Source organism: Rhodococcus sp. MEB064 (genome assembly GCF_000834565.1).
Taxonomy (GTDB): domain Bacteria; phylum Actinomycetota; class Actinomycetes; order Mycobacteriales; family Mycobacteriaceae; genus Rhodococcoides.
Genome location: NZ_JXQS01000002.1, coordinates 140,508 through 163,563 on the forward strand (window position 1 = coordinate 140,508; position 23,056 = coordinate 163,563).

Here is a 23,056-nt window from a genome sequence, read left to right on the forward strand (position 1 = left end):
AGAACCATGAAGCGCACGTTGTTCGAGGCAGAGCACGACCTCTTCCGCAGCTCGTACAAGAAATTTCTCGAGCAGCATGTCGCGCCGCATCACGCCGAGTGGGAGACCCAGAACATCGTCGACCGCGGTGTGTGGGTCGAGGCCGGTAAGCAGGGCTTCCTGGGCATGGCCGTGCCGGAGGAGTTCGGCGGCGGCGGGGTCAAGGACTTCCGCTACAACGCCATCGTCACCGAGGAGACCACGGCCGGTGGCTACAGCGGCATCGGGTTCACGCTGCACAACGACGTCGTCGCTCCGTACCTCATCGAGCTGACGAACGACGAGCAGAAGCAGCGCTGGCTGCCCGGCTTCTGCTCCGGTGAGCTGATCACCGCGATCGCGATGACCGAGCCGGGTACCGGCAGCGACCTGCAGGGCATCAAGACCAAGGCCGTCCGTGACGGTGACGACTGGGTGCTCAACGGCTCGAAGACGTTCATCACCAACGGCATCAATGCCGACATCATCATCGTGGTGGCGTGCACCGACCCCGAGAAGGGCGCGCAGGGCTTCAGTCTGTTCGTCGTCGAGCGCGACATGCCCGGATTCGAGCGCGGCCGCAACCTCGACAAGATCGGTATGAAGGCGCAGGACACCGCGGAGCTCAGCTTCACCGACGTCCGCATTCCCGCCGCCAACATGCTCGGCGAGGAGGGCATGGGCTTCATCTACCTGATGCAGAACCTGCCTCAGGAGCGTCTGTCGATCGCCGTCGTCGCGGCTGCCGCGATGGAGTCGGCGCTGGCGATGACGATCCAGTACTGCAAGGACCGCAAGGCGTTCGGCAAGCCGATCGGCAAGTTCCAGAACACGCGCTTCGTGTTGGCCGAGTGCGCGACCGAGACGACCGCCGTCCGCATCATGGTGGACAAGTACATCGAGCAGCTCAACGCGAACGAGCTGTCGGTGCAGGAAGCCGCCATGGCCAAGTGGTGGACCACCGAGAACCAGGTCAAGCTCATCGACCGGTGCCTGCAGCTGCACGGTGGCTACGGCTACATGAAGGAATACCCGATCGCCAAGGCGTACATGGACTCTCGTGTGCAGACCATCTACGGCGGTACGACGGAGATCATGAAGGAGATCATCGGTCGCGGGTTGGATCTGTAACCACATCGAACATGACGAAGCCGGCGCTGGATGTCCAGCGCCGGCTTTCGTCTGTCGTGGATCAGAGCTTGCGCATCACCGTGACGACCTTGCCCAGGACCACGGCGTCGTTACCGGGAATGGGTTCGAACAGGTCGTTGTGGGGGAGCAGCCACACGTCGCCACCGGTGCGCTTGAACGTCTTGACCGTGGCTTCGCCGTCGATCATGGCGGCAACGATGTCGCCGTTGTCCGCGACGTTCTGCTGGCGGACCACGACCCAGTCGCCGTCGCAGATCGCCGCGTCGATCATCGACTCACCGACGACGCGCAGCAGGAACAGAGAGCCGGACCCGACGAGCTCACGTGGCAACGGGAAGACGTCTTCCACAGCCTGCTCGGCGAGGATCGGACCGCCGGCGGCGATCCGGCCGAGGACGGGAACGAACGTCGGCACGGGTAGACGGTCGTCGTCACCGTTCGACGTGGACGTGTCGAGATGGTTGGTGGTGTCCGACGCGACCATGTCGTCCTGCGCGACGGCAGGTGCAGTCTCGGGCCGCCCGTTCTCGCCGGGCAGTCGCACGTCGACTGCACGGGGACGGTTGGGATCGCGTCGAAGGAAGCCCTTACGCTCGAGGGTGCGGAGCTGATGGGCGACCGACGACGTGGACGTCAGGCCGACCGCATCGCCGATCTCGCGGATGCTGGGCGGATACCCGCGCTCGGTGACGGACGCACGGATCACCTCGAGAACGCGCCGCTGACGTTCGGTGAGACCCGAGTCGGTGTCGGCCGTGGTGGCGGAACCGCCAGCGGTCGTGCGCCCTCCAGCCGAGCCGGATGAGCTGTCGTCCTTCATCGAGATACCTCCATCGGTGGATGCGGGTGGAACAACCAGCTCCGTGGTGCAGATGATGCTGGTGTCACGTCCGTGGTGCGTGTGTCGAACCTAAACCGAAACACCCTTCGGATCAAACACCTGTTCGATTCGTGTCGCGTGTTCGATGCACTTTGTCGGTGGGCCCTGCTATACATCGAACATGCGTTCATTCGAACGCGTGGTCGAGTGCGACGTTCGAACACCTCGGTGGGAGAGCGTCGCGGAGGCCACCGGCTATCCACGAGGAGTGGTTGCAGTGACTCGTAGTGACGTTCTGACCATCGACACCGCACGGTCCATCGATCTCGATTCTCCCGTCTCCGATCGCTGGACCTGCGACGACGAGTCCTACTGGGGCCAGGTGCCCGCCCGGACGCAGGGGGCGTCGACGCAGACCCGTGGCCGCACACCGGTTCGTCGCCGAACCGCTCCGCGGGATTCGAGCCGTCCCGACGCGGGCGCGACGGACTACCGGCGTCGTTCGCCGGGCGTGTCGCAGGTCGAACACCGCACCCATCGGTCGCACGGATTCGCGTCGATGGTTGCTGTGGCGCTGATCACAGCGGTGTCGGCTCTGGGGCTCGTAGGGCTCGCCAACATGCGATCGGCAGACGCGCCGACGCAGCCGTCCGTCTCCCAACAGATCGACGCGGGCGTCGTCACCGGACGGTGACGACGCTGGGGTACGCGGCGACTTCGCGGTCTGCTCCTGGCGGTATCCTCGACAGGTCGGATGCCGACACGGCGTCCGAGTTGTCCGTGCTACCGAGGGGTCGCTTACCCATGCACTGCCCGTTCTGCCGCCACCCCGACTCGCGCGTCGTCGATTCGCGCGAAGCGGAAGAAGGCCAGGCGATCCGGCGGCGCCGATCCTGCCCCGAATGCGGTCGACGCTTCACGACGGTCGAGACCGCTGTGCTGTCCGTGGTCAAGCGCAGCGGCGTCAGTGAGCCGTTCAGTCGCGACAAGGTCATCAAGGGTGTCCGTCGTGCCTGCCAGGGTCGCCAGGTGGACAACGACGCGTTGGTGCTTCTTGCCCAGCAGGTCGAGGACACCGTGCGGGCGTCCGGGTCCGCCGAGATCCCCAGCAACGAGGTAGGGCTCGCCATCCTCGGCCCGCTGAGAGACCTCGACGAGGTGGCGTACCTGCGCTTCGCGTCGGTCTACCGCTCGTTCAGCAGTGCCGACGACTTCGAGCGAGAGATCGACGATCTCCGTCGGCACCGTGCCGGTCTGGACGTCCCCGAAGCCGAGCCCGCAACCTAGCGTCCGGCTGCGCGCCGAACGTCCGCAATGGTCTTGCGGACACGCTTCTCGCTCACCGGGTACGCGGTTCCCAGAGTCTGAGCGAACAGATTGACTCGCAGTTCCTCGATCATCCACGCGATGTCGCGCACCGCATCGCTACGGGCGACGGAGTCCGATACGGCTTCGAGGAGTGCGTCGTAGTCGGCGTAGACACGATCGAGGGCATCCATGCCCGCGGCGTCCCGAGTGGCGCTCGACGGAAGGGCTCTCAGTCGGCGCTCCGCACCCTGCAGGTAGCGGGGGAGATGCCGTAGATGGGACTCGCCCGTCTCGAAGACGAAACCGGGGAAGATCAGACCCTCCAGCTGCTGACGGACATCGTCGGCTGCGTCTCCTCGAGCTCCGTCGAGTGCGAGTCGGACCTGCGCAGCCGCAGCCAGGCTCGGCTCGGCGAGGCGGAGGACCGCCGCGGTTCGTCCGGCCAGTTCGCCCCGGACCGCTTTCTCCAGCGCCGCGAAGGCATCAGGGCTCGATACCGGTCCGCCGTGCTTCATCATCAGTTCGTCCGCCGCGAGTGTGCGGCAGTCGTCGATGAACGCCTCGATGCTGCCATGGGGATTCTGGCCGAGGGCCAGTCGCTGCGCGGGGGAGCGGCCGGTCAGGAGGTTCTTGCCCGCCACCGGGATCGCGTCGAGAAGTAGTCGGCGGGTGCCGTTCCGCATGGCCGCGCGCTGGTCGGCCGCCGATCCGAGGACCCGCACCGCGACGCCACCCTTCTCCGCGACCAACGCCGGGTACCCGGTGACCGTCTGTGCGTTGACAGTCCGTGTCACGGTGGGTTCGAGTGTGCCGATGGTCTCGGAGGTCCACCGGGTCGCGGGGGCTCGCTCGGAATCCTTCGCCGCCGCTCCTACCGCGGCGGCGGCAGCAGAACCCAGCCGTGCGCGCAGGGCGGTCAGGGATGTGTCCTTGCCCAGACGGGTGCCCGAGTCGTCCACGGCGACGAACGTCATCTTCAGGTGTCGCGGCAGAGCGGACGGGTCGAAGTCGGCCGGCCGGATCGGTACGGCGCCCATGCGGGTGAGCTCACGCGAGAGCGCAGCCAGCAGCGGTTCCGTGCGGGGACGCATCGCCGCGACTGCCGCCACCGCATGATCCGGAGCGGGAACGACGTTGCGCCGCAGCTCTTTCGGGAGTGTCTTGATCAGGGCGGTGACGAGTTCCACGCGCATGCCGGGAACGAGCCAGTCGAATCCGACGTCCGCTACCTGCGGCAGCAGAGCGATCGGAATGGTGATGGTGACGCCGTCGTCCTCACGTCCGGGCTCGAACTGATACGTGAGCGGGAACTGCAACTCACCCTGGCGCCACGCGTCCGGGTAGTCGCCGCCCAGGACGGCAGCCGCCGCCGGGTTGACGACGGTCGTCCGATCGAAGTCGAGCAGAGCTGGTGTCGTCCTCGACGTCTTCTTCCACCACCGGTCGAAGTGACGTGCCGAGACGACGGTGGCCGGGATCCTCTCGTCGTAGAACGCGAACAGCGTGTCGTCGTCGACGACGATGTCGCGGCGACGAGCACGCGACTCCAGTTCTTCTGCGTCGCTGCGCATCTCCTGGTTCGCGTGGAAGAAGCGGTGGTGCGTGCGCCACTCGCCCTGCACGAGGGCGTGCCGGATGAACAGATCCCGCGAAATCTCGGGATCGATCGAACTGAACGTGACCGGGCGGCGAGCCGCGAGCGGAATCCCGTACAGCGTGACGCGCTCGTAGGCCATCGCGACTTCGCGCTTCGTCGACCAGTGCGGCTCCGAGTACTGACGTTTGATCAGGTGCGGCGCCAACTTCTCCGCCCACTCGGGCTCGATGCGCGCACCCATGCGCGCCCACAGTCGACTCGTCTCCACGAGTTCGGCCGCCATGATCCACCGCGGAGGCTTACGGAACAGCGACGAGCCGGGGAACACGGCGAACGACGACCCGCGCGCTCCGAGGAAGTCCTTCTTGTCGCCCTCGCGAACACCGATGTGGGACAGCAGTCCCGGCAACAGTGACTGATGAATCACGGCGTGGTCAGGCTCGGAGGAGTCGCCCGCGTCGGGCATCGTCCATCCCAGGCCGCGCGTGATCTGCCGCAGCTGTCCGTGCAGGTCCTGCCATTCGCGGATGCGGAGGTAGTGCAGGAATTCCGAGCGGCACATACGACGGAACTGGTTCGAGGACAGGTCTCGTCGCTGCTCGCCGAGGTATGTCCACAACTCCCAGAGCGCCAGGAAGTCGGAACCGTCGACGACGAATCGCTTGTGCATCTCGTCCGCCGCCTGCTGATGCTCGGCGGGGCGTTCGCGCACGTCCTGGATGGACAGTGCGGACACGATGACGAGCACCTCCCGCAGGCATCCGTTGCGATTGGCCTCGACCAACATGCGCGCCATACGCGGGTCGACCGGGAGGCCGGCGAGCTCCTTGCCGAGAGCGGTCAGGACCGGACCGTCCTCGCCTTGCGACTCGAGAGCGCCGAGTTCGTCGAGCAGGCCCAGGCCGTCACGGATGCTGCGCGGGTCGGGGGCTTCGACGAACGGGAACGCGTCGATACGGCCCAGTCCCAGCGAGGCCATCTGCAGGATGACGGATGCGAGATTCGTGCGCAGGATCTCGGGGTCGGTGTACTCGGGGCGGGCGTCGAAATCCTCTTCCGAGTACAGCCGGATGCAGATTCCGTCCGCGACACGTCCGCAGCGGCCGGCGCGCTGTCGAGCCGAGGCCTGCGAGATCGGTTCGATCGGCAGCCGCTGCACCTTGGTGCGCAGCGAGTAGCGGGAGATGCGAGCGGTGCCGGGGTCGACGACGTACCGGATGCCGGGCACGGTGAGCGACGTCTCGGCGACATTGGTGGACAACACCACTCGTCGACCGGTGTGGCCGGTGAAGACGCGGTGCTGCTCTGCTGCGGACAGCCGGGCGTAGAGCGGAAGAATCTCGACGTTCCGCAGTCGGCGATCCTTCAACGCGTCCGCAGTGTCGCGGATCTCGCGCTCGCCCGACAGGAACACCAGCACGTCGCCCTCGGGTTCGGTGAGCAGTTCCTCGACGGCGTCGCACGTGGCGTCGACCGGGTCGAGTTCGATGGTCTGCTCGCCGTTCTCGACCGTGAGCGGCCGATACCGGACCTCGACGGGGAACGTCCGGCCCGATACCTCGACGATCGGCGCGTCGACGCCGTTCACCGCGAAATGGTGCGCGAAGCGGCCCGGGTCGATGGTGGCGGAGGTGACGATGACCTTCAGATCGGGACGCTGTGGCAGGAGGCGCGCGAGGTAGCCGAGGATGAAGTCGATGTTGAGGCTGCGCTCGTGAGCCTCGTCGATGATGATCGTGTCGTAGCGGCGCAACAGCCGGTCGCGCTGGATCTCGGCCAGCAGGATGCCGTCGGTCATCAGCTTGACCAGCGTGTTGTCGCTGGAGTGGTCGGTGAAGCGGACCGTGTAACCGACAGCGTCGCCGATCTCCTGACCGAGCTCGTCGGCGATACGGTCCGCGACGGTCCTGGCCGCCAGTCGCCGGGGCTGCGTGTGTCCGATGACTCCCTGGACGCCGCGACCGAGTTCGAGACAGATCTTGGGAATCTGCGTCGTCTTTCCCGATCCCGTCTCTCCGGCGACGATGACCACCTGGTTCTCGGCTATCGCGGCGGCGATGTCGTCCTTGCGCGCGGAGACGGGCAGCGCCTCCGGGTAGGTGATCGCGGGAACGGATGCGCGACGCGATGCAATCGTGGCCTCGGCACGTCCTATCTCGGCAGCGATCGACTCGAGTTCGGCGGGCTTACGGCTGCGGTCGAGACGACGGCGCAGCCTGTGGGCATCACGGAAGGTGAGGTCGGACAGGCGGGCCGTCAGGTCGCGGCGGGTGTGTCCGGAGGACGGGGGAGCAGATGTCGACATGGCTCAGGCCAGTTTATCCGTCACCGCTGCGTCAGGATGCGTGGCCCGTCGTCCGTGATCGCGATGGTGTGCTCGGAGTGGGCGGTCATGGTTCCGTCGGCCGACCGGAGGGTCCATCCGTCCGGGTCCATGACGAGCTTCGCCGTTCCGCGCGACCACCACGGTTCCAGCGCGAGGGTCATCCCGGCCCTGAGTCTCAATCCCGATCCCGCACGGCCGACGTTGGCCACGTGCGGGTCCTCGTGCATCGTCCGGCCCAGGCCGTGACCACCGAAATCTGTATTGACCTGCTTTCCGGTCTCGCGGGCGACGTTCTCGATCGCCGCCGAGATGTCCCCGAGTCGCCCACCGACGACGGCCGCGGCGATGCCGGCATCCAGCGCACGCCGGGTGCTCTCGATCAGTTCGACATCCGCAGGATCAGGGTTGTCGCCGACGACGACGGTCAGTGCCGAGTCGGCGACCCATCCGTCGATGGACACTGCGAAGTCCAGACTGAGGACGTCACCTGCCGCGAGCGTGTGGTCGAACGGGAGGCCGTGCAGCACACGGTCGTTGACCGACAGGCAGATGACGTTGCGGAACGGCCCGTTGCCGAACTCGGGGGCGTAGTCCCAGTAGCAGGACACTGCGCCGCGGGTGGCGACGAGGTCGCGGCAGTGATGTTCGAGATCCATCAGGTTCACGCCGGGCTGCGCCTGCTCCGACAGCGTCGTCAGTGTCTCGGCCACGAATGCGCCGGTCACCGCCATCTTGTCGATCTCGGCAGGGCCCTTGAGCTCGATCATCCGTCCATCGCTTCCTGTCGGTATTTCAATACCAACGAACGGTAGCAGACCGGTACAGGAATACCGCTATGCTGACCCTGTGGTCCGCATTCCTCTGAGTCCCGAGCAGGTCGAGGCCGGTCGTCGCCTCGGCGCAGTCCTGCGTGCCGCACGAGCGGGACGAGACCCCGAGATCGTCGCCCGTGACGCCCGCATCTCACCCGAGACGCTCCGCAAGATCGAGGTGGGGCGGATTGCGAGCCCCAGCTTCGGGACCGTGCTGCAGATCTGTGCGGCACTGGGACTGCCGGTGTCCGACGCGGTGGACGCGTGGCAGGGCGACAGGGAGCACCGCGTCGCGATCTAGTGTTCCGTTGCTCGGCGCGGAGGACCGCGCTCGTGTGAGGATCGCTTCATGACCTCGCCGGACGCTCGCGTCGACACCCCGGTCGCGCTGCGCGTATTCCGTGTCGTCGCCGCTCTGCTCGGGCTGGCCGCGCTGATCTGGATCCCTATCCGGTCCGCGGACGTCGCCGGGTTCTCGCTCGCCAACTTCTTCAGCTACTTCACCGTGCTGAGCAACGTGCTGGCTGTCGTGGTCTTCCTGGTCGGCGGGGTCGTCGATCCCCGTTCCGAGACCTTCGACAAGGTCCGCGGGGCGGCCACGACCTACATGGTGATCACCGGGATCGTGTACGCGGTGTTGCTGTCGAACGTCGACGTGCAGATCCAGGACGCGTGGACCAATGCGGTCCTGCACCGGATCGTCCCCGTCCTCATCGTCGTCGATTGGGTCCTCGACCCACCACGGCGTCGGAACAGTGAGTTCGCACCGCTGGTGTGGTTGGTGTTCCCCGTGGTCTACGGCGTCTACAGCCTGATCCGTGGCCCCATCGTCGACTGGTACCCGTACCCGTTCCTCGACCCCCGCGGAAGCGGGTACGTCCCTCTCGCCATCGGGCTCGTCGTTCTCGTCGTGGCGTTCCTGCTGATCGCGCTCGCGGTGGATCGGGTGGGGGAGTTGGCGACCTCCCGCCGGTCGGGAATCCGCGCGTCCCGTGGCCTAGTCTGATCCCTCGTGACCTCGCCACAGCACACGTCATCCGCCTTCTGGCACGGATTCGCCGATATGCACACCGTCGAGTCGGGGGGACGCTTCGTCGTCGCTCGCGGCGACGGTGCGTCCATCTGGGACGACAAGGGCACCCGGTATCTCGACGGGACCGCGGGACTGTGGTTCACCAACGTCGGTCACGGCCGGACGGCCATCGCCGACGCCGTGGCTCGGCAACTGTCCACCCTCGCGCACTACTCCACGTTCGGTGACGTCGTTCCCGACGTGACGCTCGAGCTCGCCGACCGTCTCGCCGCCATCGCACCCGTCGCCGGCAGCAAGATCTTCTTCACCTCGGGTGGATCGGACTCCATCGACACCGCGGCGAAGCTGGCTCGCCGCTACTGGCACCAGGTGGGCAAGCCCGGCAAGACCATCGTCGTCGGCCGACAGAAGGCGTACCACGGTATGCACGTCGCCGGAACGGCTCTGTCGGGACTTCCGCTGAACCGCGAGAACTACGGCGAGCTCATGTCGGACGCCCGCACGGTTGCCTGGGACGAGGGCAAAGCACTCCTCGAACTGATCGAGAAGGAAGGTGCCGACACCATCGCCGCCTTCTTCGCGGAGCCGATCATCGGCGCCGGTGGGGTCTACCTGCCGCCCGAGGGATATCTGCACGAGGTGCGCCAGATCTGCCGCGACCACGACATCCTGTTCGTTGCCGACGAGGTCGTGACGGGCTTCGGCCGCATCGGCGGAGCGTGGTTCGCGTCGTCGAAGTTCGATCTCCAGCCCGACATGATGTGCACTGCCAAGGGACTCACGTCCGGGTACGTACCGATGGGAGCCGTCTTCGTCAGCCCTCGTGTCGCCGCACCCTTCTACGAGGGTGGCGCATGGTGGCGCCACGGCTACACCTACGGCGGACATGCGGGCGCGGCCGCAGCCGCGATGGCGAACCTCGACATCATCGAGGACGAAGACCTGCTGACACATGCCTCTCGGCTCGAAGCGTCTCTGCACCAGCATCTCTCACCCCTGGCGAATCACGATCTGATCAGCGAGGTGCGCAGCGGCATGGGCGTCGTTGCGGCGGTGCAGTTCGCCGACCCGACCTACGCGATGCCGTTCGTCAAGACGCTGCGCCGTGAGGGCGTGTCCGCCCGAGCGGCAGGTAACGGCGCGATCCAGTTCTCGCCCGCGTTCGTCATGACCGACGACGAGGTCGAGCAGATGGCAGCGTCCATGTCGCGGGCTCTGGACGCCACCGCGAGCTGACATGGCCGTACCCGATCACTGGATTCCGCACGGCCGTGAGGACGGCGAGGTGATCGGGTGGATCGACATGCAGTCACAGGCACCTGATCTGGTGCCGGTCGACCGGCTCGGCCGACCGTTGGCCGCGGTATCGGAGTGGCCGGAGGCCGAAGAGGCGCTCGAGCGCCGCGGCCTCCGATTCCTGATGGACAAGTTCACCTATCAGGGTCGAGAAGTGCGGATCCGGACCGTCGACGATCACCGCATCGTCGTGACCACGGCAGTCTCGGACGCGGTCGGTGACGTGGGTGAAGAGTTCGTCCTCGCCTTCCCTGCAGGGGCCGAGCTACACGAAGGTCCTACTCGCTGAGGCGCTACCGTCACTCCGCAGAGATCGCCGTGTTCACGTCGGTGAGGAATCTGTCGACGACTCCGCGGTCGGATGGCGACAGAGAATTCATCGACACCATTGCGCGACCGATCGCATCACCGAAGAACGACTCACCCAGCGTTCTCGCGGTGGACGTCACCTCGAGGAGCACGCGTCGTCGGTCTACGGTGTCCCGTGTCCTGGACACCAAGTCGCGTGATTGCATCCGGTCGACCAACGCCGTCGTCGACGCAGAGTTCACGCCGAGCGCACTCCCGAGCCACCCTGGAGTCGCAGGGTGGCCGGTGCGCTCGGCGTCGAGAAGGAGAATCAGCGCGCGCACATCAGTGGGGTGCAGATCGTGTACGCGCGCGAACCGGGCGCCGAGCAAGTCGAGGCTGACCACGACCTCCCTCAATTTGTGGATCAGCACGTGAGGGTCCGAACCAGCATCGTTCGTCCGAGGTTCCTGCGCCATTGGACAAGTATATCTCGCTGATCTAGTGTCTCGATGATCGAGATAAAGTGAGGGTGCCATGAGCAGGCAGACCATTCGACAGTTCGCAGACTCGTCCGCGGGTGAGCGCTTCTTCGATGCATACGACTCGCTGCTCGAACACTGGCCACCGGACACGGAGACGCGCGACGTGCTGACAGAGCACGGAACCACACATGTGAACGTGTGCGGATCGCCGAACGGCCGCCCCGTGGTCCTGCTCCCCGGTGCCGGCGCAACCTCGGCCGTATTCGGTTCTCTGGCTGGGCGATTGGGACACACGCACCGAGTATTCGCGATCGACCTGATGGGCGACGTCGGCCGAAGTGTTCCCCACGCGGATCGCATCGCGTCGATCGCAGAGCTTCACGGGTGGTTCGACGCAGTGATCGGTGCTCTGGGTGTGCACGATGTCGATGTCGTCGCCCATTCGTACGGAGCGATGGTGGCCGCTTCCAGGGCTGTCGCACCGGGTAGCGGAATTGCACGTCTGATCCTCGTGGATCCCACGTCGGTATTCACGGGACTGAGCGCTTCGTATCTCCTGCGTGCGGTCCCGCTACTCACGATGCCGACAGAACGTCGACAACGTGCGTTCGTCGAGTGGGAGTGCGCCGGCATCGGCGTGGATCCGACGTGGATGTCCGTCCTGACCATCGGAGCTGCACATTTCCCACGGCAGCGTCCGGTCGTACCGAAGAAGCTTTCGAAGGTCGAATTCGCTGCAATTACAGCTGATGTGAGCGTCGTCCTGGCAGGCCGGAGCAAGGCTCATTCGGCGTCGAACGTGGCTCGCAAGGTCGACGAGGTCCTACCGCGAGCGCGGGTAGTCCTCCTCGACGCTGCATCTCACCACAGCCTTCCTCTCGAACCGGCCGACGATGTAGCCAGAATTGTCATCGACTGCCTTGCCCACCCGCGTCGGAGCGACTGACCGAACCCAACCGGCTGGCCATGCGGCAGGCGTCGATGGGCAGGTATCGACTGCCGAGGAATTCCTTCAGTGGGACATCCGCTAGGAAGTCCGTTCGGATGGACGCGTCGTACAGGACGTCGACGAGAGAGCCGAAACGATGAGCAGCGTCGCGGGCGAGTCGGCTCGGCCCCGGGATTTCGCTGATCACCCACCGGGGGAAGCGTTCTGCCAGGGCGAGGAAATCTGTCGGGGCGTGGGGCCGGACGCATAACGAGTCGAAGGTGAACCACACCAGGTCTGCGCGCACGGCTAGTGCCTCGACGGTTCGGCCGCCGATCGTGAGACGCTCGGCCTCCCGAGGTTCGGGAGACTTCAACCCGCTCGGGTCCGGCTCCCGGAGAGTGATCCATTGACCTGCAGCGAATCCCGTGCGTGTCGACGTGGGATCCACTGTGCGGTAATCGATCGGTCCGTCGACACACACGACGTCCATCGACCGTTCGATGAGATGGATTGTCGGCTCGAACATGTTGTGGAACAACGGGTTCGGGAGGAGTCCGCCGGGTGGGTAGTTCGATGTCGCGACAACAACCGTCGGACGCTCGAACAGCGCTGTCAGGAGTCGACTGACGAAGATCGCGTCCGCTGGATCGTGGACGTGCAGTTCGTCGAAGCACAGGACATCGACGTCGCCGACGAGATGGTCCAGTGCGGCAGCCAGGTCGTGGCCGTTCTTGTGAAGAACCGTATGGAGGTCCGCGAGAAAGCGATGGAAGTGAGTGCGCACTTTCCGGTCGGTCGACGCCAGAGCGGAATAGGTGTCCATCAACCACGTCTTGCCGCGACCGGGCGGACCCCACAGGTAGACGCCGCGATGTCGAAGCTGTTCGAGCGCGTCGGCCGCGGCGAGTTGATGCTCGTCCAGAGCGATACCGCGGGCGTACGCGGCCGCACGGATGGCCCCGGGCGCGACCAGGTTGTCCCGAACAGATCGACGAAGCCGCATCGCTCGACCGTACGAAACTCCTGCACGTCGGGATACGTGTGTTCGAACACGTAGTACTCGTGCACTTTTCGGCACCCGATCGTCGGAAATTCTGCCAATCGGCACACTTGACCACGATCGGGTGGCATGAGATGCAACCGAGGACCTGCGCCACTGCGGAAATGGGTCGCGCGCGGGGCCGTCGAGCACCTACCGTGCAAGGGCCTGACCGAAAGGGGATCACCCATGCGCGATGTGACGTACTACGTGGCGACGAGTCTCGACGGATTCATCGCGGCTCCCGACGGCACCTGGAGCGCCTTCCTCGACGAGGGCGACCATATGGAAGTGCTCGTGGACGAGTTCGCGGACACGCTTCCCGGACACGTGCAGGATGCGCTAGGGATCCAATCGGACGCAACGATGTTCGACACGGTGATCATGGGGTGGACGACATACTCCGCCGCCCTGGACGTCGGCATCGTCAGCCCCTATCCGCACCTGCGGCAGTTCGTGGCGTCCCGGCACCGTCGATCCGAGTCCGACGACGTGACCGTCACGAACGATCCGGCAGCCACCCTCGACCGACTTCGTGGGGAGGACGGCGCCGGGATCTGGCTGGCAGGTGGGGGAGCGCTGGCGGGTGGCCTCGTCGACCGGATCGACCGACTCGTCCTGAAGATCAACCCGGTGGTTCTCGGTGACGGTGTGCGCCTGTTCGCCGGTGTTCGGTACGCCGACCGACCGTTCGAGCGCACCCGACTGCGGGCGTTCGACTCCGGCGTCGTCATCGCCGAGTACACCCGTCGAGCGGGGGTCGGATCGTGACAGGCCGGGTGTGGCTGATCACCGGTGCGAGTCGAGGGCTCGGTCGTGCGCTGGTGGACCGTGTGCTCGACGTGGGCGACACCGTGATGGCGACCGTGAGGGGCGAGGCAGACCTTCCCGCTCACGAGCGACTCGTCGTCGATCACCTGGACGTGCGCGATCGCGGCGCGGCGCGGGCGGTCGTCTCCTCCGTCGTCGAGAAGTTCGGCCGCCTCGACGTACTGGTCGACAACGCGGGTCACGGGGCGGTGGGTGCCATCGAGGAGACGACGGAGCATGAGGCCCGCGACATCGTCGACACGAACTTCTTCGGTGCGCTCTGGCTCAGTCAGGCAGCCGTCGAGGTCATGCGGCCTCGGCGGTCCGGCCACATCGTGCAGATCTCGACCGTCGGAGCCGTCGGCACGATGCCCACCCTGGGCCTGTACGCCGCGTCGAAGTGGGCGCTCGAAGCCTTCAGTGAGGCGATGGCAGCCGAGGTGAAGGATTTCGGGATTCGCGTGAGCATCGCGGAGCTCGGCGCGGTCAATACCCAGTGGGGCACACGAAGCATGCGATTCAGCGCTCCGTCTCCCGACTACGACGATCTGCGGACCGCGGTGTTCGGCACCCCCGACGTACCGTGGCCGCGGGAGGGGACGGGCGGCGGAACGGCGCCTGCGGATGCTGCGGCGGTGATCGTCGACCATGTCCGCAGCCCGGACGACGACAGGCTGCGACTGTTGGTGGGCGATGACGCGCCCGGACAGGTTGCCGAGGCGCTCGCGCGCCGACTGCGGGACTATCGGCGCGACGAGCGGTTCCGCGCAGCGCCGGACGAGGAGTGCGCCTCGTGACCAGCATTCGCCACGAGTACGAGATCGCCGTCACCTGGACCGGAAACACCGGAGACGGAACGAGGACGATCCGGTCGTACTCCCGCGACCACGATGTGGAAGCGCCAGGAGTTCCCGCCATCGCAGGGTCGTCGGATCCCGCGTTTCGTGGCGACGCGTCGAGGTGGAATCCGGAGCAGTTGTTCGTGGCGTCCATCGCCCAGTGCCACATGCTCTGGTATCTCGGGCTGGCAGCGCAGGCGGGTGTCATCGTGACCTCGTACGTCGACGCGCCGATCGCGGTCATGATCGAAGAACCCGGTGGGGCAGGACAATTCGAGTCCGTGACACTGAGACCTGTGGTGCGGATCGACGCGTCGAGCGACGCGGATCTTGCCGAACAGGTGCATCATCGAGTCGCCGACTACTGCTTCATCGCACGCTCGATCACCACGCCGATCAGCTACGAGGTGACGATCGAACGCTAGTGCTTCGTGGACGTGGCGACGGCCAGCCGCTGGTGCAACCGCTCGCGCACCTCGTCCGGTTCGTACTGTCGACGCTGGCGCTCGTTGCGGGCGACGAGGACACCGGACGCTGCCACGCCGACGGCGCCGGCGAGGCCTGCGACCTTCAGCAGACCACGTATGGAGATCTTTCGGGATCGTGCAGCCATTCATGAAGGCTAGCGCCACGAACTAGGCTCGTCGTCGACGAGCGTCGACGGAGTGTCCTCAGTCAACCTCGCCACCGCCGTGGAGACCACGCGGACAGGCGATCTCTGGATCTTCCGCGGACGATCGGCGGCGGATCGTGCGATCCAGACGCTGACGAACAGCCCGGTCAACCACGTGGGCATGGCCGTGGTCCTCGACGATCTGCCGCCCCTGATGTGGCATGCGGAGCTGGGGCAATCGTTGCCCGACATGTGGACCGGGCGGCACCAGCGTGGTGTGCAGTTGCACGACCTCCGCGACGCGGTCACCCATTGGGGCGAGCGCTACGACCAGAAATGCTGGTTCCGGCAACTGCAGTCGCCCATCACGCACGCGCAGGAAGACGACCTGATGCGGACCATCGCGCGGCTCGACGGCACCGCGTTCCCGACCACGGCAAGGCTGGCGGGCAGATGGTTCGCGGGGCGACTCCCGGCAGTGTCGGCCAAGGACGACCGTCGACTCGAGACCGCCTACTGCGCGGAGGTGGTGGCCCTGACGTACGAGGCGATGGGTCTGCTCGATCCGCGCGAATCACCGACGCCGCTGAAGCCGTTCGACCGGGTGGGACTGAAACCGCCGCGCCGACGAGCCAACTGGTACGACCCCGGCAGGTTCTGGAGCGGTGATCACCTGCCGTTGGCGGAGGGCGTCGAACTCGGGCGTGAGATCGCGGTGGTCCTGGACTAGAGCGTTCGGGACTCGTCCGCCACCACGCGCCCACCGAGCTCCACCCACCCGTCGTCGGAGAGCGTGGTCGACAGGACCGAGCCTCGTCCCTGCACGATGCTCAGATTGCGCCCCAGTAGTTCGGTGACACGAACGGCGGCCGCGCCCGTTGCTTCGTCCTCCGGAACGCCCATGTCGGGCGCGAACATGCGGGAACGGATCGCGCCGCGGCCCTCGTCCACCCACGCCCACACGTAGTGGTGACCGTCGGTGAAGTCGGACGGGTCCAGGGCGAGGACATCGGCCGGCGCGGCGACCGGATGGAACTCGAACTGCGGCGCCCATGACGGGCGAGCCCGGACGTAGGTGACGCCGTCGGCGAATCGGACGGCAACCTCGCCCGCGGGAACGAGTAACGCATCCACCGGCGTACCGCGATCGGCCAGCCAAGCGGCGGTGCCCACGGTGGGGTGCCCGGCGAACTGCAACTCGACGGCGGGCGTGTGGATGCGGAGGGCCGTGGACTGCGCCGCGCCGGCGGGAACGTCGACGAACACGGTCTCGCTGTATTGCAGCTCGTGCGCCACGGATTGACGATCGGCCGGGGCAATGGACACAGCGTCGACGATGCCGAGAGGGTTGCCCCACCGACCCTGGTCGTCGGTGAACACCCGCACGACATGGACGTCGAATGGCATGGTCTTCCTCTCAGCCTGCGGTGACGGTGATGTCGTCGAACACGACCTCGGCCAGTTCGTCGGACTCCTCGACGTCGACTGTGGCGTCGAAGGACCACCCGTGGTCGCCCTCGGGGTCGTCGAGAACTTGCCTTGCGGTGGTCTCGTCGCGGGTCTGGACGAACGAGAACAGGTGGGGTCCGCGCGCGGTCGGTGTCATTCCGATCTCGCCGTACTCCTCGAAGTAGGGCTCGAGTTCGTCCTGCCAATCGACGTCGTCGCCCAGCTCCTCGAGGAGGTCCCACCGGCGTCGCGACGCGAGCTCGACGCGTCGGAACAGGGCGTTGCGCACCATGATCCGGAACGCTCGTGGGTTCGCGGAGATGGGTTTCGGTGTGTCGGCACCGTACGCGACGACGGGCGTGCCCTCCTCGTCGAAGGTGGGGTCGGTGAGGTTCTCCCACTCGTCGAGAAGGCTGGAGTCGACCTGGCGCACCGTTTCGCCGAGCCATTCGGTGATGTCCTGGACGTCCTCGGTGCGCGCCTCCGGTGGAACCGTCTGTCGCAGAGCGCGATACGCGTCGGCGAGGTACCGCAGCACCGAGCCCTCGGAGCGGGAGAGACCGTAGTGCGAGATCAGCTCCGTGAACGTCATCGACTTCTCGATCATGTCGCGCACCACGGATTTGGGCGACAGCCCGAACTCCGACAGCCACGGGTGTCCGCCGCGGTAGATCTCGAACGCCGGCCGCAGCAGCTCCTCGAGGGGCTTGGGCCAAGTCACCTCCTCGAGCAACTCCATGCGTTCCTCGTACTCGAGGCCGTCCGCCTTCATCTGCGCCACGGCCTCGCCGCGCGCCGCGTGCTGCTGTGCCATCAGGATCTGCCGGGGATCGTCGAGTGTCGCCTCGATGATCGACACGACGTCGAGCGCGTACGACGGCGACTCGAGATCGAGCAGTTCGAACGACGCGAGAGCGAACGGGGACAGCGGTTGGTTGAGTGCGAAATCGCGTTGCAGATCGACGGTCAGGCGCGCGGTGCGACCGTCCTCGTCGGGCTCGGGGAGCTGCTCGACGATGCCGGCGTCGCGTAGACCCCGATACAACCGCACCGCCTGGAGAATGTGCCGCCGTTGGTTGGCCCTGGTCTCGTGGTTGTCCTCGAGCAGATGCCGCATCGCGTCGAAACAACTGCCCGGGCGGGCGATGACGTTGAGCAACATCGAGTTGTTCACGGTGAACTTCGAGGTCAGTGGCTCGGGGCTCGCCGCCACGAGTCGCTCGAAGCTCGGTTTGCCCCAGGAGACGAAGCCGTCCGGTGCTTTCTTACGCTGGATCCGCTTGAGCTTCTTGGGATCGTCTCCGGCCTTGGCCACCAACCGGGCGTTCTCCACCTCGTGTTCGGGTGCCTGCACCATGACGGTGCCGAGGGTGTCGTAGCCGGCTCTGCCTGCGCGACCGGCGATCTGGTGGAACTCGCGGGCCCGTAGCTGGCGGGTGCGGACGCCGTCGTACTTGGTGAGTCCGGTGAGCAGCACGGTACGGATGGGCACGTTGATACCCACGCCCAGCGTGTCGGTCCCGCAGATGACGGCCAGCAGGCCCTCCTGGGCGAGCTTCTCGACCAGGCGTCGGTACCGCGGAAGCATGCCCGCGTGGTGCACACCGATCCCGTGGCGGACCAACCGGGACAACGTCTTTCCGAATCCGGTGGTGAAGCGGAAGCCGCCGATGGCCTCGGCTATCGCCGCCTTGGTCTCCTTCGACGCCACCGTGATCGATGTCAGCGCCTGCGCCCGTTCCAGCGCGGACGCCTGCGTGAAGTGCACGACGTAGACCGGCGCCAGGTGAGTGGACACGAGTTCCTCGATGGTCTCGACCACCGGGGTGAGGCGGTACGAGAACATCAGCGGCACAGGCCGTTCGGACCCTTCGACGACCGTCGTCACGCGGCCGGTGCGCCGGGTCAGGTCGTCGCGGAAGAACGAGACGTCGCCGAGAGTGGCGGACATCAGCAGGAATTGAGCGTGGGGGAGTTCGATGAGCGGCACCTGCCACGCCCAGCCGCGATCGGGCTCGGAGTAGTAGTGGAACTCGTCCATGATGACCTGGCCGATGGAGGAGTCGGCGCCCTCGCGCAGTGCCATGTTGGCGACGATCTCCGCGGTCGCACAGATGATGGGTGCCGACGCATTGACCGAGGCGTCGCCGGTGACCATGCCGACCTTGTCGGCGCCGAAGATCTCGCACAGCGCGAAGAACTTCTCGCTGACGAGTGCCTTGATCGGCGCCGTGTAGAAGGATCGGATGCCGGCGGCATAGGCGGCGAAGTGAGCGGCGATGGCCACCATCGACTTCCCCGAGCCGGTCGGGGTGGCGAGCACGACGTTGTTACCGGACACCAGTTCGATGACGGCCTCGTCCTGCAGCGGATACAGCTCCAGTCCGCGGTCGGTGACCCAGGTGGTGAACGCGTCGTACAGATCGTCGGCCGACGCGGAGTCAGGAACCATCTCGGTCAGCAGCATGTCCTACAGGCTACGTAGCGGACCGCTCGTCCGAACCCATGGCACCCAGGACGGCCTGGCGGGTGACCGCGCTCCCGGTGATCGCGTCCTCGCCGACTCCCGAGACGAGCATCTGACGCCACCTCTGCTCGTCGAACTTCAGTGGCATCGTGCTGTTCATGAAGTCCTCGAGGACTTCGAGGAAGTGCATCGGGTCGTCGCGATACGGAAAGTGCCCGGCGCCGCGGAAGACCGTCAGGGACGAGCCGGGCATCGCCGCGTGCGCGAGGTGGGCGTGGGCCACCGGTATGACAGTGTCCTGGTCGCCCCAGATCAACTGCACGGGCAGGTTCTCGGTCAGGTAACAGCGGTCCAGCATCGTGACCACCTGGCCGCGCCAGTCGACGACGGCGCGCAGAGTTCGCAGGTAGGCGTCGTACGCGGTGGAGTCGAGAAGATTGGCCAGGACGCGGACGAGGTCCGGCGTGTCGTGGAGCACGGCACCGGGATGCAGAGGAGTGCCGTCGAGCTGGTCGATGGCGGAGCCCGCGACGCGGAGCAGAGTCATCGCGCCGGGGATGCGGAGCAGCTTGAATGCTTCGTTGATCACGGGCGTAGCCATCAGGCGCAGCGCCGGATGCACATCCTTGGTGACGCCGCCCGCGGAGACGAGGACGAGGCGCTCGACCATGTCGGGGAACTGGTAGGCGAACTGCATGGCCACACCGCCACCCAGTGAATGTCCGACGACGGACACCGAATCGAGGCCGAGCGTGACCAGCAGATCGCGGATGCCGTTGGCGTACGCGGCCACGGAGTAGTCGGCGCGAGGCTTGTCGCTGAGACCGTGACCGAGAAGATCCGGCGCGATGACCGTGTACTTCGACGCGAGGTGCGGCAGGACGTCCAGCCACGTCTCGGAACTGTCACCGATGCCGTGGATCAGCAGAAGGACGGGGCCCTCGCCGGCCATCCTGAACGCACGGCGGTAGCCGTGGATGGTGCGGAAGTGCAGTCGGGGCTCCGCGTCGGGAACCGGGCGCAGAACACGCCGACGTTTGTCCGACATCCGAGCCCCTCTCGATCGGCGACACAAGGGCGTGTCGCCGACCGAGCCTAGACCCGAGGCCGCTTCTGCGAAGCGACGCTCGCGTTACGACTGGGTAAGAACACCGAACGTCAGGAGTGGTCGGTATCGCCGTCGGAATCGTCCGACGGTGGTGTGGAGGGCTCGTCCTCGACGAACGCGGTCTGCTCCGCGAGGAACTTCTCGAATTCGGCTCCCAGCTCGTCTCCGCTGGGCAGTTCCTCGTCCGCGGCGAGCAGTGTGGACTGTTGTTCCTGCGCCGTGACGAAGGTGTCGTACTGGCGCTCCAGTGCCTGGACCACGGACTGGACCTCCGGGTTGCCCTCGACGTGCTGGTCGACCTGCTCGCGCACGCGAGCCGCCGACTCGGTGAGCGCACCCAGCGGGATGGTGAGCTTGGACGACTCCGCCACGAGTTCGAGCAGCGTCTCGGCGGCACTCGGGTACGCCGTCTGCGCGAGGTAGTGCGGAACGTGCACGGAGTAGCCCATCGACTCGTGACCGTGCTGCGCCATCCGGTACTCGAGAAGCGACGACGCGCTGGCCGGCACCTGGAGCTCACCGGACCACTTGTGGTTCTCGCCCACCAGATCGGTGTCGCTCGAATGGGCTGTCACACCCAGCGGACGGGTGTGCGGAACCGCCATGGGGATGGAGTTCAGACCGATGGTGCGACGAACGCCGAGCTGCTCGGACAGCAGTCGCACGGCGGCGGTGAACTTCTCCCACTTCAGATCCGGTTCCAGACCCGCCAGCAGCAGGAACGGAGTGCCGACGGCGTCCTGAACCGCGTACAGGTTGAGGTACGGCTCGTCGTAGTCGGAGAAGTGGTCCGCGGAGAACGTCATCATCGGTCGACGCGAGCGGTAGTCCAGCAACTCGTCGACGTCGAACGACGCGACCAGTTCCGTCTCGAGCGTCTCGCGCAGGTGCGTGGTGGCCAGCTTCACCGCGTGACCGGCGTCGGAGTAGCCCTCGAGGCCGTGCACCAGAACCGGACCCACCCCGTCCTCGGACGCCACTCGGGGCGCCGGAAACTCCAGCTCGTACATTCTCGACTTCTCGTCCATGCCGGTGTCCTTCCTCGTCGCCGTGCGTGTCCCGCCGGGTCACCACTGTGCGGTTACCCCATTTTCCCACAGCGACCCTGCGCGACCGGGCTTCACCCGTTTCTCCTCCCAACGACGGCGGGCACCCCGACATTCCCCGCTGTCGCCGGTCAGCGCGTGAAGGCCTCCAGAGCCCGGATCTTGTTGGCGACGTCCAGCGCCGCGACCTTGTACGCCTCGGACATGGTCGGATAGTTGAAAACGGCGTCGACGAGGTAGTCGACCGTGCCCCCGCACCCCATGACCGCCTGGCCGATGTGCACCAGGTCGGTCGCGCCGGAACCGAAGATGTGCACGCCGAGGACCCGTCGGTCGACGGTGGACACGATCAGTTTCAGCATCCCGTGGGAGTCTCCCGCGATCTGTCCGCGCGCGAGTTCGCGGTAGCGGGACACGCCCACCTCGTAGGGAACCGAGTTCTTCGTCAGTTCCACCTCCGTCGCGCCGACGTAGGACACCTCCGGGATGGAGTAGATGCCGATGGGTTGGAGGTCGGTGAGCTTGTTCCCCGGCTCGCCGAAGGCGTGATACGCGGCCAGTCGACCCTGATCCATCGACGTCGCAGCCAACGCGGGGAATCCGATGACATCGCCGACCGCGTAGATGGTGTCCACCTTGGTCTGGAAGTCGTCGTCGACGTCGATCCGTCCTCGGGCGTCCGCCTCCAGTCCGGCCTTCTCCAGATCCAGACCGTCGGTCATGCCCTGGCGTCCGGCCGAGTACATCACTGTCTCGGCCGGGATCTTCTTCCCGCTCGCCAGCGTGGTGACCGTTCCCGACGGACCCACGTCGACAGCCGTGACCGCCTCTCCGAAGCGGAATGTGACCGCGAGATCACGCAGGTGGAACTGCAGCGACTCGACGATCTCGCGGTCACAGAAGTCGAGCATGGTGTCGCGCTTCTCGACCACGGTCACCTTGCACCCGAGCGCCGCGAACATGGAGGCGTACTCGATCCCGATGACGCCGGCTCCGACCACCACCATCGACGACGGGATGAATTGCAGATCCAGAATGCCGTCGGAGTCCAGCACGCGGTAGTTGTCGAACTCGACGTCGTCGGGACGGGCGGGCGCCGTCCCGGTGGCGATCACGACGTTCCGCGCGCCGACCGTGATGCGCTCGCCGCGACTGCGGTCGTCCACGGCGATGGTGTGCGCGTCGAGGAACCGGCCCTCGCCGGTGATCATCTCTATTCGGTTGCGCAGCAACTGCGATCGGACGACCTCGACCTCCTTGCCGATCACGTGGGATGTCCTGGCCAACAGATCCGACGGCGTGATGTTCGCCTTGACCCGATAGCTCGCTCCGTAGAGCTCCCGCTGATTGAGGCCTGTCAGATAGAGAACCGCCTCGCGCAGCGTCTTCGACGGGATGGTGCCCGTGTTGACGCACACGCCGCCGAGCATGCTGCCCTTCTCGATGATGGCGACGCGCTTGCCCAGTTTCGCCGCCGCGATCGCGGCCTTCTGCCCTCCCGGTCCGGAACCGATGACTACCAGGTCGTATTCGAGTTGGTCCGACATGCCCCAACATGTAGTCCCATGAGGAGAATCCGGTGTGCCGTGCGTGTCACGACTGGGTGAACACCTGTCCGA

At 66.2% G+C, this 23,056-nt stretch carries 23 protein-coding genes; 12 read left to right on the top strand and 11 right to left on the bottom strand.

All coding sequences use genetic code 11. The features are described from left to right. Positions 1–6 precede the first annotated feature (6 nt). The gene (locus RU01_RS01025; RefSeq protein WP_042572623.1) at positions 7–1,149 is read left to right on the top strand and encodes an acyl-CoA dehydrogenase family protein; all 1,143 of its coding nucleotides are present in this window, start codon (positions 7–9) and stop codon (positions 1,147–1,149) included. Between the two features lie 61 nt (positions 1,150–1,210). On the opposite strand, the gene lexA is transcribed toward RU01_RS01025, so the two are convergent. Then, the gene (gene lexA, locus RU01_RS01030; protein ID WP_042572624.1) at positions 1,211–1,990 is read right to left on the bottom strand and encodes a transcriptional repressor LexA; all 780 of its coding nucleotides are present in this window, start codon (positions 1,988–1,990) and stop codon (positions 1,211–1,213) included. 277 nt (positions 1,991–2,267) lie between these two features. Here lexA and RU01_RS01035 point away from each other — a divergent pair, with 277 nt between their 5' ends. Then, positions 2,268–2,684 carry a hypothetical protein gene (locus tag RU01_RS01035; protein WP_156148731.1) on the top strand — a complete coding sequence of 139 codons (417 nt, stop codon included), beginning with the start codon at positions 2,268–2,270 and terminating at the stop codon, positions 2,682–2,684. Positions 2,685–2,794: 110 nt separating this feature from the next. Beyond that, positions 2,795–3,277: a transcriptional regulator NrdR gene (gene nrdR, locus RU01_RS01040; protein WP_042572725.1), complete on the top strand. Its 483-nt coding sequence runs from the start codon at positions 2,795–2,797 to the stop codon at positions 3,275–3,277. Here nrdR and hrpA read toward each other — a convergent pair. After that, positions 3,274–7,200 carry an ATP-dependent RNA helicase HrpA gene (hrpA, locus tag RU01_RS01045; protein ID WP_042572626.1) on the bottom strand — a complete coding sequence of 1,309 codons (3,927 nt, stop codon included), beginning with the start codon at positions 7,198–7,200 and terminating at the stop codon, positions 3,274–3,276. The two genes, nrdR and hrpA, sit on opposite strands and share 4 nt — an antisense overlap. A gap of 20 nt (positions 7,201–7,220) precedes the next feature. Then, positions 7,221–7,988: a type I methionyl aminopeptidase gene (gene map, locus RU01_RS01050; protein ID WP_042572627.1), complete on the bottom strand. Its 768-nt coding sequence runs from the start codon at positions 7,986–7,988 to the stop codon at positions 7,221–7,223. A gap of 79 nt (positions 7,989–8,067) precedes the next feature. Here map and RU01_RS01055 point away from each other — a divergent pair, with 79 nt between their 5' ends. The 4 genes from RU01_RS01055 to RU01_RS01070 are packed head-to-tail and all read left to right on the top strand — an operon-like array spanning position 8,068 to position 10,651. After that, positions 8,068–8,334, top strand: coding sequence for a helix-turn-helix domain-containing protein (locus RU01_RS01055; RefSeq protein WP_027505150.1), 267 nt, complete (start codon positions 8,068–8,070; stop codon positions 8,332–8,334). Positions 8,335–8,382: 48 nt separating this feature from the next. Continuing rightward, positions 8,383–9,039, top strand: coding sequence for a Pr6Pr family membrane protein (locus RU01_RS01060; RefSeq protein ID WP_042572628.1), 657 nt, complete (start codon positions 8,383–8,385; stop codon positions 9,037–9,039). A gap of 57 nt (positions 9,040–9,096) precedes the next feature. Then, a complete protein-coding gene (locus tag RU01_RS01065; protein WP_042572726.1) occupies positions 9,097–10,302 on the top strand; it encodes an aminotransferase family protein in 1,206 nt (401 codons plus the stop codon). Between the two features lies 1 nt (position 10,303). Continuing rightward, a complete protein-coding gene (locus RU01_RS01070; protein WP_042572629.1) occupies positions 10,304–10,651 on the top strand; it encodes a hypothetical protein in 348 nt (115 codons plus the stop codon). Positions 10,652–10,661: 10 nt separating this feature from the next. Here the strand turns inward: RU01_RS01070 and RU01_RS01075 are convergent, their stop codons facing one another. After that, positions 10,662–11,057, bottom strand: a complete 396-nt coding sequence (locus RU01_RS01075) for a MarR family transcriptional regulator (protein WP_231568549.1) — start codon at positions 11,055–11,057, stop codon at positions 10,662–10,664. A 130-nt stretch (positions 11,058–11,187) separates the two neighbouring features. Here RU01_RS01075 and RU01_RS01080 point away from each other — a divergent pair, with 130 nt between their 5' ends. Further along, on the top strand, positions 11,188–12,081 hold the full coding sequence (locus RU01_RS01080) for an alpha/beta fold hydrolase (protein ID WP_042572631.1): 894 nt from the start codon (positions 11,188–11,190) through the stop codon (positions 12,079–12,081). On the opposite strand, the gene zapE is transcribed toward RU01_RS01080, so the two are convergent. Further along, a complete protein-coding gene (zapE, locus tag RU01_RS01085) occupies positions 12,044–13,069 on the bottom strand; it encodes a cell division protein ZapE (protein WP_052493058.1) in 1,026 nt (341 codons plus the stop codon). The two genes, RU01_RS01080 and zapE, sit on opposite strands and share 38 nt — an antisense overlap. Before the next feature lie 225 nt (positions 13,070–13,294). On the opposite strand from zapE, the gene RU01_RS01090 reads away from it, so the two are divergent. From RU01_RS01090 to RU01_RS01100, 3 genes are read left to right on the top strand one after another with little or no spacing between them, the layout of a single operon-like run. Next, on the top strand, positions 13,295–13,876 hold the full coding sequence (locus tag RU01_RS01090) for a dihydrofolate reductase family protein (protein ID WP_042572632.1): 582 nt from the start codon (positions 13,295–13,297) through the stop codon (positions 13,874–13,876). Beyond that, the gene (locus RU01_RS01095) at positions 13,873–14,712 is read left to right on the top strand and encodes an SDR family NAD(P)-dependent oxidoreductase (RefSeq protein ID WP_231568550.1); all 840 of its coding nucleotides are present in this window, start codon (positions 13,873–13,875) and stop codon (positions 14,710–14,712) included. Before RU01_RS01090 ends, RU01_RS01095 begins: the two co-directional genes overlap by 4 nt. Next, positions 14,709–15,179, top strand: a complete 471-nt coding sequence (locus RU01_RS01100; RefSeq protein WP_042572728.1) for an OsmC family protein — start codon at positions 14,709–14,711, stop codon at positions 15,177–15,179. The genes RU01_RS01095 and RU01_RS01100 overlap by 4 nt, the downstream gene beginning before the upstream one ends. On the opposite strand, the gene RU01_RS01105 is transcribed toward RU01_RS01100, so the two are convergent. Then, positions 15,176–15,367, bottom strand: coding sequence for a hypothetical protein (locus RU01_RS01105; RefSeq protein WP_042572634.1), 192 nt, complete (start codon positions 15,365–15,367; stop codon positions 15,176–15,178). The genes RU01_RS01100 and RU01_RS01105 overlap by 4 nt on opposite strands. Positions 15,368–15,419: 52 nt before the next feature. Between RU01_RS01105 and RU01_RS01110 the strand changes: the two genes are divergently transcribed. Continuing rightward, the gene (locus tag RU01_RS01110; protein WP_042572635.1) at positions 15,420–16,097 is read left to right on the top strand and encodes a hypothetical protein; all 678 of its coding nucleotides are present in this window, start codon (positions 15,420–15,422) and stop codon (positions 16,095–16,097) included. On the opposite strand, the gene RU01_RS01115 is transcribed toward RU01_RS01110, so the two are convergent. The 5 genes from RU01_RS01115 to sthA form a co-directional block, all read right to left on the bottom strand. Further along, positions 16,094–16,774, bottom strand: coding sequence for a PhzF family phenazine biosynthesis protein (locus tag RU01_RS01115; protein ID WP_042572636.1), 681 nt, complete (start codon positions 16,772–16,774; stop codon positions 16,094–16,096). The two genes, RU01_RS01110 and RU01_RS01115, sit on opposite strands and share 4 nt — an antisense overlap. Positions 16,775–16,784: 10 nt before the next feature. Further along, a complete protein-coding gene (locus RU01_RS01120) occupies positions 16,785–19,283 on the bottom strand; it encodes a DEAD/DEAH box helicase (RefSeq protein WP_042572637.1) in 2,499 nt (832 codons plus the stop codon). 10 nt (positions 19,284–19,293) lie between these two features. Further along, complete coding sequence (locus RU01_RS01125; protein WP_042572638.1) at positions 19,294–20,331, bottom strand: alpha/beta fold hydrolase; 1,038 nt, start codon at positions 20,329–20,331, stop codon at positions 19,294–19,296. 110 nt (positions 20,332–20,441) lie between these two features. After that, entirely contained in the window at positions 20,442–21,419 is a 978-nt protein-coding gene (locus RU01_RS01130) for a PAC2 family protein (RefSeq protein WP_042572639.1), read from the bottom strand. A 149-nt stretch (positions 21,420–21,568) separates the two neighbouring features. Beyond that, positions 21,569–22,984: a Si-specific NAD(P)(+) transhydrogenase gene (gene sthA / locus RU01_RS01135; protein WP_027505160.1), complete on the bottom strand. Its 1,416-nt coding sequence runs from the start codon at positions 22,982–22,984 to the stop codon at positions 21,569–21,571. Positions 22,985–23,056: the final 72 nt, after the last annotated feature.